General features: G+C 32.6%; 17 protein-coding genes. 6 read left to right on the forward strand and 11 right to left on the reverse strand.

The annotated features are described in order from the left end of the window. Window positions 1–164 precede the first annotated feature (164 nt). On the reverse strand, window positions 165–1,235 hold the full coding sequence (gene aroB, locus JM658_RS04875; protein ID WP_236958118.1) for a 3-dehydroquinate synthase: 1,071 nt from the start codon (window positions 1,233–1,235) through the stop codon (window positions 165–167). 104 nt (window positions 1,236–1,339) lie between these two features. On the opposite strand from aroB, the gene JM658_RS04880 reads away from it, so the two are divergent. Then, complete coding sequence (locus JM658_RS04880) at window positions 1,340–2,506, forward strand: proline dehydrogenase family protein (protein WP_236958119.1); 1,167 nt, start codon at window positions 1,340–1,342, stop codon at window positions 2,504–2,506. A gap of 5 nt (window positions 2,507–2,511) precedes the next feature. On the opposite strand, the gene JM658_RS04885 is transcribed toward JM658_RS04880, so the two are convergent. The 8 genes from JM658_RS04885 to tsaE form a co-directional block, all read right to left on the reverse strand. Next, entirely contained in the window at window positions 2,512–2,913 is a 402-nt protein-coding gene (locus JM658_RS04885; protein WP_236958120.1) for a DUF4258 domain-containing protein, read from the reverse strand. Between the two features lie 5 nt (window positions 2,914–2,918). After that, complete coding sequence (locus JM658_RS04890) at window positions 2,919–4,118, reverse strand: alanine dehydrogenase (protein ID WP_236958121.1); 1,200 nt, start codon at window positions 4,116–4,118, stop codon at window positions 2,919–2,921. A 42-nt stretch (window positions 4,119–4,160) separates the two neighbouring features. Beyond that, window positions 4,161–4,697, reverse strand: a complete 537-nt coding sequence (locus JM658_RS04895) for a hypothetical protein (protein ID WP_236958122.1) — start codon at window positions 4,695–4,697, stop codon at window positions 4,161–4,163. Between the two features lie 94 nt (window positions 4,698–4,791). After that, entirely contained in the window at window positions 4,792–4,947 is a 156-nt protein-coding gene (locus JM658_RS04900; RefSeq protein ID WP_236958123.1) for a hypothetical protein, read from the reverse strand. 36 nt (window positions 4,948–4,983) lie between these two features. Beyond that, a complete protein-coding gene (locus JM658_RS04905; RefSeq protein WP_236958124.1) occupies window positions 4,984–5,139 on the reverse strand; it encodes a hypothetical protein in 156 nt (51 codons plus the stop codon). Window positions 5,140–5,176: 37 nt separating this feature from the next. Beyond that, window positions 5,177–5,332, reverse strand: a complete 156-nt coding sequence (locus tag JM658_RS04910; RefSeq protein WP_236958125.1) for a hypothetical protein — start codon at window positions 5,330–5,332, stop codon at window positions 5,177–5,179. A 37-nt stretch (window positions 5,333–5,369) separates the two neighbouring features. Then, window positions 5,370–5,525, reverse strand: coding sequence for a hypothetical protein (locus tag JM658_RS04915; protein WP_236958126.1), 156 nt, complete (start codon window positions 5,523–5,525; stop codon window positions 5,370–5,372). A 140-nt stretch (window positions 5,526–5,665) separates the two neighbouring features. Continuing rightward, window positions 5,666–6,073, reverse strand: coding sequence for a tRNA (adenosine(37)-N6)-threonylcarbamoyltransferase complex ATPase subunit type 1 TsaE (gene tsaE / locus JM658_RS04920; RefSeq protein WP_236958127.1), 408 nt, complete (start codon window positions 6,071–6,073; stop codon window positions 5,666–5,668). A 104-nt stretch (window positions 6,074–6,177) separates the two neighbouring features. On the opposite strand from tsaE, the gene JM658_RS04925 reads away from it, so the two are divergent. Then, window positions 6,178–7,410, forward strand: coding sequence for a hypothetical protein (locus tag JM658_RS04925; RefSeq protein WP_236958128.1), 1,233 nt, complete (start codon window positions 6,178–6,180; stop codon window positions 7,408–7,410). 42 nt (window positions 7,411–7,452) lie between these two features. Here JM658_RS04925 and JM658_RS04930 read toward each other — a convergent pair whose 3' ends face one another. Both JM658_RS04930 and porX read right to left on the reverse strand, forming a co-directional pair. After that, window positions 7,453–7,836, reverse strand: coding sequence for a hypothetical protein (locus JM658_RS04930; RefSeq protein WP_236958129.1), 384 nt, complete (start codon window positions 7,834–7,836; stop codon window positions 7,453–7,455). A gap of 196 nt (window positions 7,837–8,032) precedes the next feature. After that, window positions 8,033–9,580, reverse strand: a complete 1,548-nt coding sequence (porX, locus tag JM658_RS04935) for a T9SS response regulator signal transducer PorX (protein WP_236958130.1) — start codon at window positions 9,578–9,580, stop codon at window positions 8,033–8,035. 43 nt (window positions 9,581–9,623) lie between these two features. Between porX and JM658_RS04940 the strand changes: the two genes are divergently transcribed. The 4 genes from JM658_RS04940 to lpxA are packed head-to-tail and all read left to right on the forward strand — an operon-like array spanning window position 9,624 to window position 14,109. Beyond that, on the forward strand, window positions 9,624–10,847 hold the full coding sequence (locus tag JM658_RS04940; protein WP_236958131.1) for an HD domain-containing protein: 1,224 nt from the start codon (window positions 9,624–9,626) through the stop codon (window positions 10,845–10,847). A 30-nt stretch (window positions 10,848–10,877) separates the two neighbouring features. After that, on the forward strand, window positions 10,878–11,891 hold the full coding sequence (lpxD, locus tag JM658_RS04945; protein ID WP_236958132.1) for a UDP-3-O-(3-hydroxymyristoyl)glucosamine N-acyltransferase: 1,014 nt from the start codon (window positions 10,878–10,880) through the stop codon (window positions 11,889–11,891). An 11-nt stretch (window positions 11,892–11,902) separates the two neighbouring features. After that, window positions 11,903–13,318, forward strand: a complete 1,416-nt coding sequence (locus JM658_RS04950; protein ID WP_236958133.1) for a bifunctional UDP-3-O-[3-hydroxymyristoyl] N-acetylglucosamine deacetylase/3-hydroxyacyl-ACP dehydratase — start codon at window positions 11,903–11,905, stop codon at window positions 13,316–13,318. After that, a complete protein-coding gene (gene lpxA, locus JM658_RS04955; protein ID WP_236958134.1) occupies window positions 13,315–14,109 on the forward strand; it encodes an acyl-ACP--UDP-N-acetylglucosamine O-acyltransferase in 795 nt (264 codons plus the stop codon). Before JM658_RS04950 ends, lpxA begins: the two co-directional genes overlap by 4 nt. The last annotated feature ends 7 nt before the right edge of the window (window positions 14,110–14,116 follow it).

Consider the following 14,116-nt stretch of genomic DNA (forward strand, 5'->3'; position numbering starts at 1 on the left):
TGTTTTTGGAAGTTAAATTTAAGGACCGAGACCTTGTTTTACAAGATACATATAAATAGGACTTCCTAATATTTATACACACGGAGTTTAAAAAACAGCTCATTAAATTCTATAAAATACAAGAGCAAAAATCACTATTTTTTTTTAATACGCAAGAGAAAAAATTAATTTTTATAGTATTCTAAAGATTTGATTAATAAGTCTTTATTTACAGTGACGTCTAATTTAGGTTTTGAAATGTTTTCTAAGAGGACAAAATTGACATTACCATGCGCATTTTTCTTGTCGAATCTCATCAGCTTAATAATGGCATCCATATCTTCATTTGTAATAGTTACTTTGTCAAAATATGAAAGAAAGTTCGCTTTTACTTCTTCTAATTTATCTTTAGGAAAATCTAAAAGTTCAGAGGAAAGATAAGTTTCCATGATCATTCCAATAGCAATAGCTTCTCCATGTAAAAGAGTTGTTTTTTCTTCTGACTGCAAAAAATAAGATTCTACTGCATGTCCTAAGGTATGTCCGTAGTTTAGTATTTTTCTAAGTCCATTTTCACGAGGATCTTCAGTAACAACTTCATTTTTTATGACAACAGATCTATGTATAAGCTGGTCTAAATCTTCAGGAGATAATTGATTCATGTTTTGTAATTGCTTCCAATAGGTTTCATCATAAATGAGACCGTGTTTTAGCATTTCTGCCAATCCACTTCTTAATTCATTCTGCGGAAGTGTTTCAAGGTATTCAGTATCAATTAAAACCATAATAGGGTTAATAATAACGCCAACTTGATTTTTTAATGGACCTAAATCTACGCCTGTTTTACCTCCAACGGAAGCATCTACCATAGAGAGTAGTGTTGTAGGGATATTTAGGAAATCTATACCACGCATATATGTTGCGCCAACAAAACCTCCTAAATCTGTAACCACACCACCTCCTAAATTTATAAGTAACGATTTACGATCGCCTCCAAGTTCAGAAATAACTTTCCAAACTTCACTACAGGTTTCAATTTGCTTATTCACTTCTCCAGCTTCAATTTCGATAATTTCAAACTCAGGAAGTGTAGTTAATTTCCCAAGAAAAACAGGTAAACAGTTTGCATGTGTATTTTCATCAACTAATATGAAAATTTTAGAATAACCTTTTGTTTCCAAATGAGCATTAAGTTCCTCATAAGATTTTTCATTGAAATGTACTTGGCAACCGTTGCTGTTAATAGAATTAAGCATGAATCTTGAATATAAATTTAGTTACTAGCAAAATAACGAGTTTTTCATGTAAAAAAGTAAAATATCTAACACTATATTTGCAAAAATTTATAGCGGTTTATTGAATGAAGAATTTTTTTGATAACACGGAGATTGCTTTTAAATTAAAAAGCGACTCTGAACTTGAAAGAGCTTACTTTTTATTTAAAATGATAGCTCACCAACCTTTAGTTAGGATTGGAACTGCGGTTACAAATTTTGCTATTAAAGCACACTTGCCAGTAGAGGGTTTGATTAGGGCTACTGTTTTCGATCATTTTTGTGGAGGTGTGAGCGAGTTGGATTGTATGAAGACTGTAGATGCTATTTATACTGCAGGAGTATGTTCTGTTTTGGATTATTCTGTTGAAGGAAAAGAAACGGAAGAGGAGTTTGATGCTGTAGTTGCTAGAACTTTAAAATTAATAGATTTTGTAAAGGAAAAAGAAGCTATCCCTTTTGCAGTTTTTAAACCAACAGCATTGGGTCGTTTTGATCTTTATGTGAAGGTTGGAAATGGAGATACACTTACCAGTGAAGAGAAGGAAGAATGGGAGCGTGTTATATTAAGGTTTGATACCGTATGTAAAAAAGCATATGAATTGGAAGTTTCTTTGCTTATAGACGGGGAGGAAAGTTGGATGCAGACTGCTGCTGATACTATTGTGGAGCAGATGATGCGTACTTACAATAAAGAAAGAGCGGTTGTTTATAATACACTGCAATTATATAGATGGGATCGTTTAGATTATCTAAAAGGTTTACATGAAAGAGCTAAAAAGGATGGCTTTATTATAGGAATGAAGTTTGTTCGTGGAGCTTATATGGAAAAGGAAAATGATCGTGCGGAAGAAAAAGGATATCCAACGCCAATATGTGCTTCTAAAAAAGAAACGGATGATAATTTTAATGCTGCCGTTCGTTATATGATGGATAACCTAGATACTATGGTATTATTTTTAGGAACTCATAATGAAGACAGTACTTTGTTAGTATTGTCTATTATGGAAGAAAAAAATATAGCTAAGAATGACGATCGTGTTTGGTTTGGGCAATTATATGGAATGAGTGATCATATTAGCTATAATTTATCACATGTAAAATACAATGTAGCTAAGTATCTCCCTTTTGGGCCTGTTAGAGACGTGATGCCATACCTTATTAGACGTGCAGAAGAAAACACTTCTGTGGCTGGGCAAACAACACGCGAATTAACTTTATTATCTACAGAAAGAAAACGAAGAAAACTATAAGAAGCTTATTCTATAGTTTCCTTTTTGATATCAAGAATATCAGCAACAAATTTACAATTCTTTACAACGAGCTCTACGGGCTCGTTGTTTATTTTACCGTTTATGTAATAAGTGCTACATTTATCTTCCGATGATGTTTGACTACGAGCAATATCGCTTTTATCAAAATTAACATCACCATAAGTTAATACGGAATCTATCTGTTCTTCAGTGATAGTTTTATTGTCTAATAACTGCTGCATATTAGGAGCAAAATTGATTTTCTCTTGTGTTCTTATGGATTTTAGTGTTCTGCAATTTGGAAGATAACAGAATTCTGCTCTTTTCTCTTTGAAAAAATAAGCAAGGAAAATCAGTCCTAGAGCAAGACCGATAAAAAAGAAACCGAATCTTTTTATTAGTGGCATAGTATTTAAAATATCAATAGATTTATATCGCGGTGAGAAAGGTCAAACCATTCTGCAACCGATTTGCTTGTTAAAATTCCGTGGTAAAAATAAAGTCCATTTCTCAGTCCTTTATCAAATCTTAGAGATTGTTCTAATCCGCCATCTTCACCAATTTTTAATAGATAAGGAGTAAAGATATTACTTAGAGAAACCGAAGCTGTTCTAGCATATCTTGCAGGAATATTTGGTACAGAGTAATGAATAACACCGTGTTTTGTAAATGTTGGTTTATCGTGTGAAGTTACCTCACTAGTTTCTATACATCCGCCCATATCGATACTTACATCAATAATTACAGCTCCTTTTTTCATGTTTTCAACCATGGTTTCAGAAACAACAACAGGAGCTCTATCAATACCTCTTACTGCGCCTATAAGAACATCACAACGCTTTAATGCTTTTAATAAATTTTTAGGCTGTAGGGTAGAGGTGTATAACATCCGACCGAGATTATTCTGGATACATCTTAACCTAGTTATGGAGTTGTCGAATATTTTAACGCTAGCTCCAAGTCCAATTGCGGATCTAGCAGCAAATTCACCCACGGTACCAGCACCAATGATAACGACGTCAACAGGAGGTACTCCAGTAATATTTCCAAACATTAATCCGTTACCGCTATTCGCATTTGTCATGAGTTCTGCTGCTATTAGGACAGAAGCAGTTCCGGCAATTTCACTTAATGCGCGTACAGCAGGATAGTTTCCATCATCATCTTTTATAAATTCAAAGGCTAATGCTGTAATTCGTTTATTGGCAAGGGTTTCAAAATATTTTTTACTTCTCGTTTTTATTTGTAATGCAGAAATAAGTATGGTCTGCGGATTAATTAGTTCTAATTCAGAAAGTGATGGTGGCTCTACTTTAAGAATGATAGGGCAGGAAAATACTTTTTTAGTATCAGTAGTAATCTCTGCACCAGCTTCACTGTATTCTTTATCAGAATAATTGGCATGGAAGCCTGCTTTAGACTCTATAATCACACGATGTCCATGTGATGTTAATGCATTTATAGCGTCGGGAGTTAAGCAAACTCTATTTTCTTGATAGGAAACTTCTTTGGGGATCCCAATAAATAATTCCCCTTTTTGCTTTAGCAATTCTAGGGTCTCCTCTTGAGGAATAAGTTCCTGTTTTGTAAACGGAGTATTAGGATATGACATGGTATTTTCTTAAAAACTCAAAGGTAGTTAAACTTTTTAAGTCTAAAAGAATTTGTTGTCCTTTTCAGGGTCACTTTCTAGGTTTTCGTATTCTTTTAGCTCTTTATCTATCTTATCTAGATCTATTCCATGGACAACTTTATCAAATAATTTTAATCTGATAAGGTATACTACGGGAATAACAATCATCATTACTGGAATAATATAGTATATTTCAAACTCATCTATATATTCAATGTCATCATTTAAAGAGCTTACCAGTTGAAAGATATACATACTGATAGGGATTAGAATAACGTGATACCACCAATGTTTACAGGTGAAAAACCATATAATTAAGAGTAGTAATGGAACAAACTTATTCATGAAGTTCCATGCTGCCATATATAATGAAGAGTAATAAGAGGTTTTGAAGGTAACAAAAAAGGTTTCCCAAGTCTGTTCTTGTGGAAAGCTTTCGTATAGGTAAAAGATATAAGGAGATATAGCTATAATAAAAGCCATGACTGAACCTAAGGCTAGTACTCTAGCTTTATTGCTTTTTTCTAGCTCAAAGGAGTTTTTACTCTTTTTTTTCAAAATTATAAGATTTGGATCTAAACACAAATTAAGCGAATCCAAAAAACATAAACAAATATTTAATTACTTTATGGAATCTTATTTAAGTGAAGAGTTACCCGTTAGAAGGCATTTCTATATTAGCTTTTTTAACTCCTTGATTATAATACATACCATCTTGATATGCAACTCTATCATTAGAGCATGAAGTTAATGATATTGAAAACAAAGTAATGACAGCTCCAGTGATAATTATTTTAGTTGAAGACATGTTGGTTAATTTTGGGGTTGTTTAAGTTTATTTTAATTATCCGTTAGAAGGCATTTCTATTTTAGCTTTTTCAACAGCTTGTGTGTTGTAAAGACTTTCTTGGTCAGCAACGCTATCATTTGAACAAGAAGTTAGAGAAATAGAAAGTAAAGCGATTGCAGCTATAGCGAAAGTTGTTTTTTTGAAAGACATAATAGTGAGTATAAAGGGTTGTTTAAGTTTATTTTAATTATCCGTTAGAAGGCATTTCTATTTTAGCTTTTTCAACAGCTTGTGTGTTGTAAAGACTTTCTTGATCAGCAACGCTATCATTTGAACAAGAAGTTAGAGAAATAGAAAGTAAAGCGATTGTAGCTATAGCGAAAGTTGTTTTTTTGAAAGACATAATAGTGAGTATAAAGGGTTGTTTAAGTTTATTTTAATTATCCGTTAGAAGGCATTTCTATTTTAGCTTTTTCAACAGCTTGTGTGTTGTAAAGACTTTCTTGATCAGCAACGCTATCATTTGAACAAGAAGTTAGAGAAATAGAAAGTAAAGCGATTGCAGCTATAGTAAAAGTTACTTTTTTAATAGGCATTTTAAGATAGTTTTAGGTTTTTTGATGGGTCAAACATACCAAAAACTTAGATGCGGAGAATAAAAACATTTGTCGTACATTAGTAAGTTTTTAATATACAACTAGTTCTGTCTTATTTTGTAGTAAGTAAATATAGTTTTTTAGTTGATTACCAGCGTTCTTTCATCGTTTAAGTGTGTTTTAATATCGATGACCGTCACTTCTTTAGGTAGAAAATCCATGATTTTATCAGGCCATTCTATAAAACACCAAGCATTACTATATATGTAGTCTTCAAATCCAATATTATGGATTTCCTCAACATCTTCTATCCTATAAAGGTCAAAATGATAGATTGTATCATTCGTTCCTTGGTATTCATTAACTAGTGAGAAAGTAGGACTAGAAACATGGTCTTGACTTCCTAATTCCTCAACTATTTTTTTTATCAAGGTTGTTTTCCCTGCACCCATTTCACCTTTAAATAGGATTATTTTATTTTTAGCGTGTAGAACAATCTCTTTGGCTATTTTGTCTAATTCATCAAGTGTGTATGTTCTTGTAATCATCTTTATAGTCTTTAAGCAAATTTAGTAATACTTTATATTTAATTCCTTTTTCTATACCTTAGAAATTATATTGATTAAATTTGAACTTAAATAAAATATAAAAATTGAATTTAAAACGCAGAAGAAGGGTAAGCTATGATATGCTAATTGTAGTTATTATTGTAGTATCATCTTTTATGGTTTATGCACATGTTTTATGTCCTGTGGATGATAATTGGGTAACTAGCCTATTTAGTTTTACTACCAGTTATTACTCTACAGTGGAGATGTATTGTTTTCAGGTTTTATTGTTCTTGTGTAATACAATTTTCTTGTCAATATGGTATATTACATGTAGATATTGGTGGAAGTCTTCTGTTTTTATTCTGCTTGTGGTTGGTTTGTATAAATTATTTGTGGTTGTTTTTTCTGAAGTCCAGCTGTCAGATATAGTTAATAAGATAGTCGTACTTTTCCTTACAATATTAGTGAGTTACGCTGTTTATTTAATTTCTAAAAAGGTGAATTACCCTCTTTGGAATAGGCTTAATCTAGATGCTATAGATTCAGAAGAGATTTTAAAATATAAATTTAAGAACACGAATCATTATTCTCGCGTATTAAATAGTTTTAATGAAGAAGCTTATGTTTCTAATGTAGATGATCTTAAACAACTGGTTGCGAAAGCTGTTTTAATGTCTGAAGATGAATCAAAAGAAGAGGAGGATAAAGATACATTCTTTAAAAACCCACTAAAGAGGAGAACTCTTGGAGGATATTTGATGTTCTTTTTAATTATATCAATTGTTTTCATTGCTAGAATTTACAAACTAACACCTAGAGATGCTACAATATGGGATTTAGGTTTTATGGAAATTGGATCATTTGAATTTCAAAGTGTTCGAATCTTTTTTTGGTTTACCTTAATAAAAGTAACCTCCTTTATTATATTAACAATATGGTTTTTGAGTAGTAGGTATTGGTGGAAGTATTTTTTATTGATTCCATTAACAATAGTAAGCTACCAAATTATAGCTGTGTTTAACGTAAACGAAAAGTTTGTTCATGAGAATGAAGTATGGCAAGCTTTTCCAGTATTAATACCTTTGATGTTATTTTTAGTATTCCTTTCTTTTAAGCTGAATAATTTCACTAAAGTAGAGAAGTTGAAAAATAAGATTAAAGCAGAAACCTTTAAGGTGATATCTTTTTTAGCTAAAGATGAAGAGAGTTGTTCTGAAGATAAATTGGCACTAGCAGCTTTAATTGCAGATAAAGATTCATATGAACCAACAGAGTATTTAAAAAAGTTAGAAGAACTGAATGATAAATTAAAAGCAAAAAAAAGCATCCAATAGTTAAAAGGATGCTTTTAAGTTTTAAACACTAAAGAAATTAGCTTAGCTAATTTCTTTTTTAGTAGTGCTAATTTCAGTTTTAATCTTGTCCATCAAGTTTTTCATTTCGTCTTCTTGATGTGCTTTAATTTTTTGTTCTATTATCGCTTCCACTTCTTTGTATGTAAGCTTCTTTTCTGGGTTTTGTACTTCCGAAGAACTAGAGTCGGTTCCAAACATGGTTCCGTGACCAGTAACTACCCAGTTAATGTTTACAAATGGATACTTTTCTACAATTCTTTCTAGAATATCGCTCCCTACGGATGCATTATTCTTTTTCATACGTAGTGTGTAACCATTAGATGCGCCAATAGACATATCAAATTGTCTAGCGCTCATTCCAAGAGATTGGATAATAGAAAAAATTCTATCAATTGCTTTTGCCATTGTTTTAATTTTGAGGGTTTGGCCAAAAATAGAAAAAAAACTATGTTCGATGCAAGTTTTTTCTTTTTTTTGCATAATATTAACACTATACGATATCAAAACCACCAAATTTGGTGTAGTCTAAGATGTATGGTTTTCTACAAAAAATAGTATAAATGCATTATTTGCGCTATAAAACTTCCCTTAATTGGCTTTTCTACTTCGGACTCAGTACTACATAAGGAATAATAATTTCCTCAAGAGAGATTCCGCCGTGCTGGTATGTGTTTTTAAAGTAGTTTACATAATGATTGTAATTGTTAGGGTAAGCGAAGAATAAATCTTCCTTGGCAAAAATAAAAGAACTACTCATGTTAATTGTAGGTAGTTTAATTTCCTTCGGATTTTTAACTCCGAGAACCTCTTTGTCTACATAAGAAAGACTCCTTCCTGTTTTGTATCTCAGATTTAAACTTGTATCCCTATCTCCAATTACTTTAGAAGGTCTCTTTACATTGATAGTCCCGTGATCAGTAGTGATGATGAGCTTGAACCCTAATTGTTGAGCTTGCTGGATAATATCTAATAAAGGTGAGTTTTTAAACCAACTTTGAGTTAAAGATCTATATGCTTTATCGTTTGAAGCAAGCTCTTTTACAACTTCCATTTCTGTCTTAGAATGAGACAGCATATCTACAAAGTTGTATACAACTACAGTTAAGTCGTTGTCTTTTTGAGATTTAAAATTTTGTGCTAATTGTTTTCCTAATTTTAAGTTTGATATTTTATGATACTCCCATTTAATATCTAACCCTAATCTTTTAATTTGTGACTCAAGGAAAGCTGCTTCATGTAAGTTTTTACCACCTTCATCTGTATCGTTTTTCCATAATTTTGGATATAATTTTTCCATTTCGGAAGGCATTAGCCCTGAAAAAATGGCATTTCTAGCATATTGCGTAGCAGTAGGAAGGATGCTGAAGTAAGGAACTTCTTTATTTTTTTTGTAGTAATTGGTTACAGTCCCTTCAAAGGTTTTCCATTGGTCATACCTTAAATTATCAATTACAACGAGTAAGGTTGGTTGTTTTTTATCAATCTCTTTAGCTATTAATTCTTTAAATAATGTATGAGACATTACAGGGCCATCTTCTCCTTGAAACCATTTCGGATAGTTTTTTTCAATGAATTTGCAGAATTGAGTATTAGCTTCCGTTTTTTGAGATTCTAATATTTCTGTCATCCCCGTGTCTTCAATGTCTTCTAATTCAATTTCCCAATAAATTAATTTCTTATAAAGATCCACCCATTCATCAATAGAATTAACCATTGTTAAATCCATTGCTATTTTACGAAACTCTTGTTGGTAACTAGAGGTCGTTTTTTCTGAAACGAGTCTAGAATGATCTAAATTCTTTTTTAAACTTAAAAGAATCTGATTAGGGTTTACAGGCTTAATTAAGTAATCGGCAATTTTAGCACCAATAGCCTCTTCCATAATATCTTCCTCCTCACTTTTGGTAATCATAACAACTGGGAGAGTTGGTTTTAAGCTTTTAATTTCACTTAAAGTCTCTAAGCCTGAGAGACCTGGCATGTTTTCATCTAGAAAAACAATATCAAAGTTTTGACCTCTAACTTCTTCTATAGCTTCAGTTCCACTTTGACATGTACTCACTTTATAATTTTTCTTTTCTAGGAATAAAATATGCGGTTTTAGAAGTTCAATTTCATCATCTACCCAAAGTATCTTTATATCATTCATTCTATTGATGTATATTTGTACGTAATTTTACAATTCATTTAGTTTGAACACAGCAAACAAGCTCAAAATATTCAACGATCCAATTTACGGATTTATTACCATCCCTAACGAACAGATTTTTGATTTAATCGAGCATAAATATTTTCAGCGATTACGGAGAATTTCCCAAATGGGACTTTCTTACTTGGTATATCCAGGAGCGCATCATACAAGATTCCATCATGCAATTGGTTGTATGCATTTAATGCAGAAAGCCGTTCAAGTGCTTAGATTTAAAGGTGTTGACATTTCCGAAGAAGAAGGGAATGCTTTGCTAGCGGCCATACTTTTGCATGATATTGGTCATGGTCCTTTCTCTCATGCAATGGAGCATAGTATTGTAAATGGAATCTCCCATGAGCATATTTCGCTTCAGTTTATGGAGGAGTTAAATAAAGAGTTTAACGGAACTTTAACGCTAGCCATCAAAATTTTCAAGGGAGTTTATCATCGAACGTTCATGAATCAGCTAATTTCAGGTCAATTAGATATGGATAGAGTTGATTATTTGAAGCGCGATAGTTTTTATACAGGTGTTTCTGAAGGAAATATAAATTCCGAACGAATCATCTCTATGTTAAATGTTGTAGATGATAAATTAGTAGTAGAAGAAAAAGGGATTTATTCAGTTGAAAAATTTCTTGTTGCCCGCCGATTAATGTACTGGCAGGTGTATCTACATAAAACAAGCTTAGCGGCAGAGCAGCTGTTAATTAGAATATTACAACGAGCTAAGCAACTTCATCACAATGGAAAATCTCTCCATGCAAGTAGAGCTCTTCAGTTTTTTCTAGATAATGAAATAGGAAAATCTGACTTCAATGAAGAAATATTAGAGACCTTTTCTCGTTTGGATGATGTTGATATTTTATCAGCAATGAAAGAATGGCAATTTAGTGACGATTTTGTTTTATCTAATTTATGTAAAATATTATTAGAGCGAGACCTTCTTAAAATTAAGATTAAGAAGAATCCGATAAAAGAAGCTAAATTAGCAGATCATATTGAAGATTTTATTAATAAATATAACGTAACCGAAGAGGAGGCTAATTACTTTGTTTTTAGTGGTTTAATAGAGAATCAGGCGTATTATGTAGACAAGCAAAATATACATATTTTAATGAAGTCTGGAAAGATTGTAGATGTAGCTAAAGCATCCGATCAATTAAACCTTAAAGCCTTATCAAAAACGGTTACAAAATATTACATGTGCTATCCTAAAAAATAAATAGTACTTTTTTTATACTTTTGCGTGGAAATGAAATTTACAGCAACTCAAATAGCAGGAATATTAGAAGGTGAAATTATAGGCGATCCAGATGTGGAAGTGTCTAAACTTTCTAAAATCGAAGAAGGAACTCAAGGATCGTTAACTTTTTTAGCGAATCCTAAGTATACTCATTATATATATTCAACAGAAGCATCTGTGGCTATCGTTAATAAAACGTTGGTTTTAGATCATGATGTAAATACAACCTTAATAAAAGTTGACGACGCATATAAGTCGTTTTCTAAATTATTAGAGTATTACAATGAGGTGAAGTTGAATAAAACAGGAATAGAGCAACCTATCTTTTTAGCATCTTCTTCTTCATACGGAGAAAATGCATATATCGGGGCATTTGCTTATATAGGAGAAAATGTAAAGATTGGAAACAATGTAAAGATTTTTCCAAACGCCTATATCGGAGATAATGTTACGATAGGAGATAACGCAATCATTTTTGCTGGCGCTAAGATTTATTCTGAATCTATAGTAGGTAAAAATTGCGTAATCCATAGCGGATGCGTAATTGGAGCAGATGGATTTGGTTTTTCTCCAGATGATAAAGGAGAATTTCAGAAAGTGCCACAAATAGGAAACGTTATTCTTGAAGATTATGTAGATGTTGGTGCAGGAACAACTATAGATAGAGCAACTTTAGGATCTACAGTTATTAGAAGAGGTGTAAAACTCGATAATCAGATCCAGATAGCTCATAACGTTGAGATAGGAGAAAATACTGTTATTGCAGCTCAAACAGGAATTGCAGGGTCTACCAAAATTGGTAAGAACTGTATGATTGGTGGGCAAGTAGGTATTGTTGGGCATATTACAATAGGAGATAGAGTTAGAATTCAGGCACAGTCTGGTATCGGAAGAAATGTAAAAGATGACGAAGTTTTACAGGGGTCTCCAGCATTAAATTACGGCGATTATAATAAATCGTACGTACACTTTAAGAATTTACCGAAACTTGCAGATAAAATTAATCAACTAGAAAAAAAGTAAAAGATATAACAATGAGTAATCAGGTTATAAAACAGAAAACCATAGCCAAAGAGGTATCCTTAACGGGTGTAGGCTTGCATACTGGAGAAAATGTAATAATGACATTTAAACCGGCTCCAGAAGATCACGGATTTGCGTTTAAACGTTTAGATGTAGAAGGAACGCCTATAATAGAAGCAGATGCTAACTATGTTGTGAATACACAACGCGGTACGAATCTAGAGAAACAAGGAGTTAAAATTCAGACTTCGGAGCATGTGTTGGCAGCTTTAGTAGGTTTAGGAATAGATAATGTTTTAATTGAATTAAATGCACCTGAACCTCCAATAATGGATGGATCTTCTAAGTACTTTATAGAAGCGTTAAAAGAAGCTGGAATTGTAGAACAAGAAGCAGATCGTGATGAGTTTATAGTTACTGAAGTTATTTCTTACATTGACGAAAAATCAGGAAGTGAAATAACAATTGTTCCTTCTGAAGAATACCAAGTAACGGCAATGGTGGATTTTGGAACTAAGGTTTTAGGAACTCAGAATGCAACATTGACTAACTTAGAGCAGTTTGAAGATGAGATTGCAGATTCTAGAACTTTTAGTTTTTTACATGAAATTGAAACATTATTAGAGCATGGCCTAATTAAAGGAGGTGACCTTAATAATGCTATTGTTTATGTAGATAAAGAGCTGTCTAAAGAAACAATGGAAAAGCTAAAAGTAGCTTTTAATAAAGATTCTATTTCTGTTAAGCCAAACGGAATATTAGATAATTTAACGCTTCATCATCCAAACGAGGCAGCAAGACATAAGTTATTAGATGTTATTGGAGATCTTGCATTAGTAGGAACTAGAATTAGAGGAAAAGTTTTTGCAAATAAACCTGGGCATTATGTAAATACTCAGTTTGCAAAGAAACTTTCTAAAATTATAAAAGCAGAGAAAAGAAATAAAGCTCCAAAGTACGATCCAAGTATTCCACCATTAATGGATGTGAATCAGATAATGAAAATGTTGCCACATAGACCACCATTTTTATTAGTAGATCGTATTTTAGAATTATCAGATACACATGTTGTGGGAATGAAAAATGTGACTATGAATGAACCTTTCTTCGTAGGACATTTTCCTGGAGCACCTATTATGCCGGGGGTTTTACAAGTAGAAGCCATGGCGCAGACTGGAGGGATCTTAGTACTTAATACAGTTCCAGATCCAGAGAATTACCTTACATTTTTCATGAAAATGGATAATGTTAAGTTTAAAAGACAAGTACAGCCAGGAGATACATTGGTTTTCAAAATGGAATTGATATCTCCTATCCGTAGAGGGATTTGCCATATGAAAGCGCATGCTTATGTTAATGGTCAGCTTGCAACAGAAGCAGAGCTAATGGCTCAAATCGTAAAAGTTAAAGAAACAGACAAGAAATGAATCAGCCACTAGCATATGTGCATCCAGGAGCGAAAATCGCTAAAAATGTAGTGATAGAGCCTTTTGCTACTATTAATAATAATGTAGTAATTGGAGAGGGCACTTGGATAGGAAGTAACGTTACCATTATGGAAGGGGCTCGAATTGGGAAAAATTGTAATATTTTTCCTGGTGCTGTAATTTCAGCAGTTCCCCAAGACATAAAATATAACGACGAAGATACCATCACCCAAATTGGAGATAACACAACTATTAGAGAATGTGTTACCATTAATAGAGGGACTACCGATAGAATGAAAACTGTAATCGGAAAAAATTGTTGGATTATGGCATATAGCCATATTGCTCACGATTGTATTGTTGGAGATTACTGTATTTTCTCAAACAATAGTACTCTTGCAGGGCATATTACTGTTGGAGACTATGTAGTTCTTGCAGGAATGACAGCTGTGCATCAGTTTTGTTCTATTGGAAATCACGCTTTTGTAACTGGTGGTTCATTAGTACGTAAAGATGTTCCTCCATACGCTAAAGCAGCGAGAGAACCTTTATCTTACGTAGGGATTAATTCAGTAGGATTACGCAGAAGAGGGTATTCAACAGAGAAAATTAGAGAAATACAAGATATTTACCGAATATTATACCAAAAGAATTACAATAATTCTCAAGCTGTAGAAATTATCGAAGCAGAAATGGAAGCCACTCCAGAGCGTGACGAGATTCTTCAGTTTATCAAAGATTCTCAACGTGGAATCATGAAAGGGTATTTTAGTTCAAATTCAAATCATTAAAATAAAA

This window comes from Joostella atrarenae, from assembly GCF_021764745.1.
GTDB classification, from domain to species: domain Bacteria; phylum Bacteroidota; class Bacteroidia; order Flavobacteriales; family Flavobacteriaceae; genus Galbibacter; species Galbibacter atrarenae.

Excerpts from the sequence above, each read along its gene's own strand:
- JM658_RS04885 (WP_236958120.1), bottom strand. The coding sequence starts at position 2,913 with ATGCCACTAATAAAAAGATTCGGTTTCTTTTTTATCGGTCTTGCTCTA.
- JM658_RS04930 (WP_236958129.1), bottom strand. The coding sequence starts at position 7,836 with ATGGCAAAAGCAATTGATAGAATTTTTTCTATTATCCAATCTCTTGGA.
- tsaE (WP_236958127.1), bottom strand. The coding sequence starts at position 6,073 with ATGATTACAAGAACATACACACTTGATGAATTAGACAAAATAGCCAAA.
- porX (WP_236958130.1), bottom strand. The coding sequence starts at position 9,580 with ATGAATGATATAAAGATACTTTGGGTAGATGATGAAATTGAACTTCTA.
- JM658_RS04950 (WP_236958133.1), top strand. The coding sequence starts at position 11,903 with ATGAGTAATCAGGTTATAAAACAGAAAACCATAGCCAAAGAGGTATCC.
- JM658_RS04880 (WP_236958119.1), top strand. The coding sequence starts at position 1,340 with ATGAAGAATTTTTTTGATAACACGGAGATTGCTTTTAAATTAAAAAGC.
- JM658_RS04905 (WP_236958124.1), bottom strand. The coding sequence starts at position 5,139 with ATGTCTTTCAAAAAAACAACTTTCGCTATAGCTGCAATCGCTTTACTT.
- JM658_RS04910 (WP_236958125.1), bottom strand. The coding sequence starts at position 5,332 with ATGTCTTTCAAAAAAACAACTTTCGCTATAGCTACAATCGCTTTACTT.
- JM658_RS04900 (WP_236958123.1), bottom strand. The coding sequence starts at position 4,947 with ATGTCTTCAACTAAAATAATTATCACTGGAGCTGTCATTACTTTGTTT.
- aroB (WP_236958118.1), bottom strand. The coding sequence starts at position 1,235 with ATGCTTAATTCTATTAACAGCAACGGTTGCCAAGTACATTTCAATGAA.
- JM658_RS04890 (WP_236958121.1), bottom strand. The coding sequence starts at position 4,118 with ATGTCATATCCTAATACTCCGTTTACAAAACAGGAACTTATTCCTCAA.
- lpxA (WP_236958134.1), top strand. The coding sequence starts at position 13,315 with ATGAATCAGCCACTAGCATATGTGCATCCAGGAGCGAAAATCGCTAAA.
- JM658_RS04915 (WP_236958126.1), bottom strand. The coding sequence starts at position 5,525 with ATGCCTATTAAAAAAGTAACTTTTACTATAGCTGCAATCGCTTTACTT.
- lpxD (WP_236958132.1), top strand. The coding sequence starts at position 10,878 with ATGAAATTTACAGCAACTCAAATAGCAGGAATATTAGAAGGTGAAATT.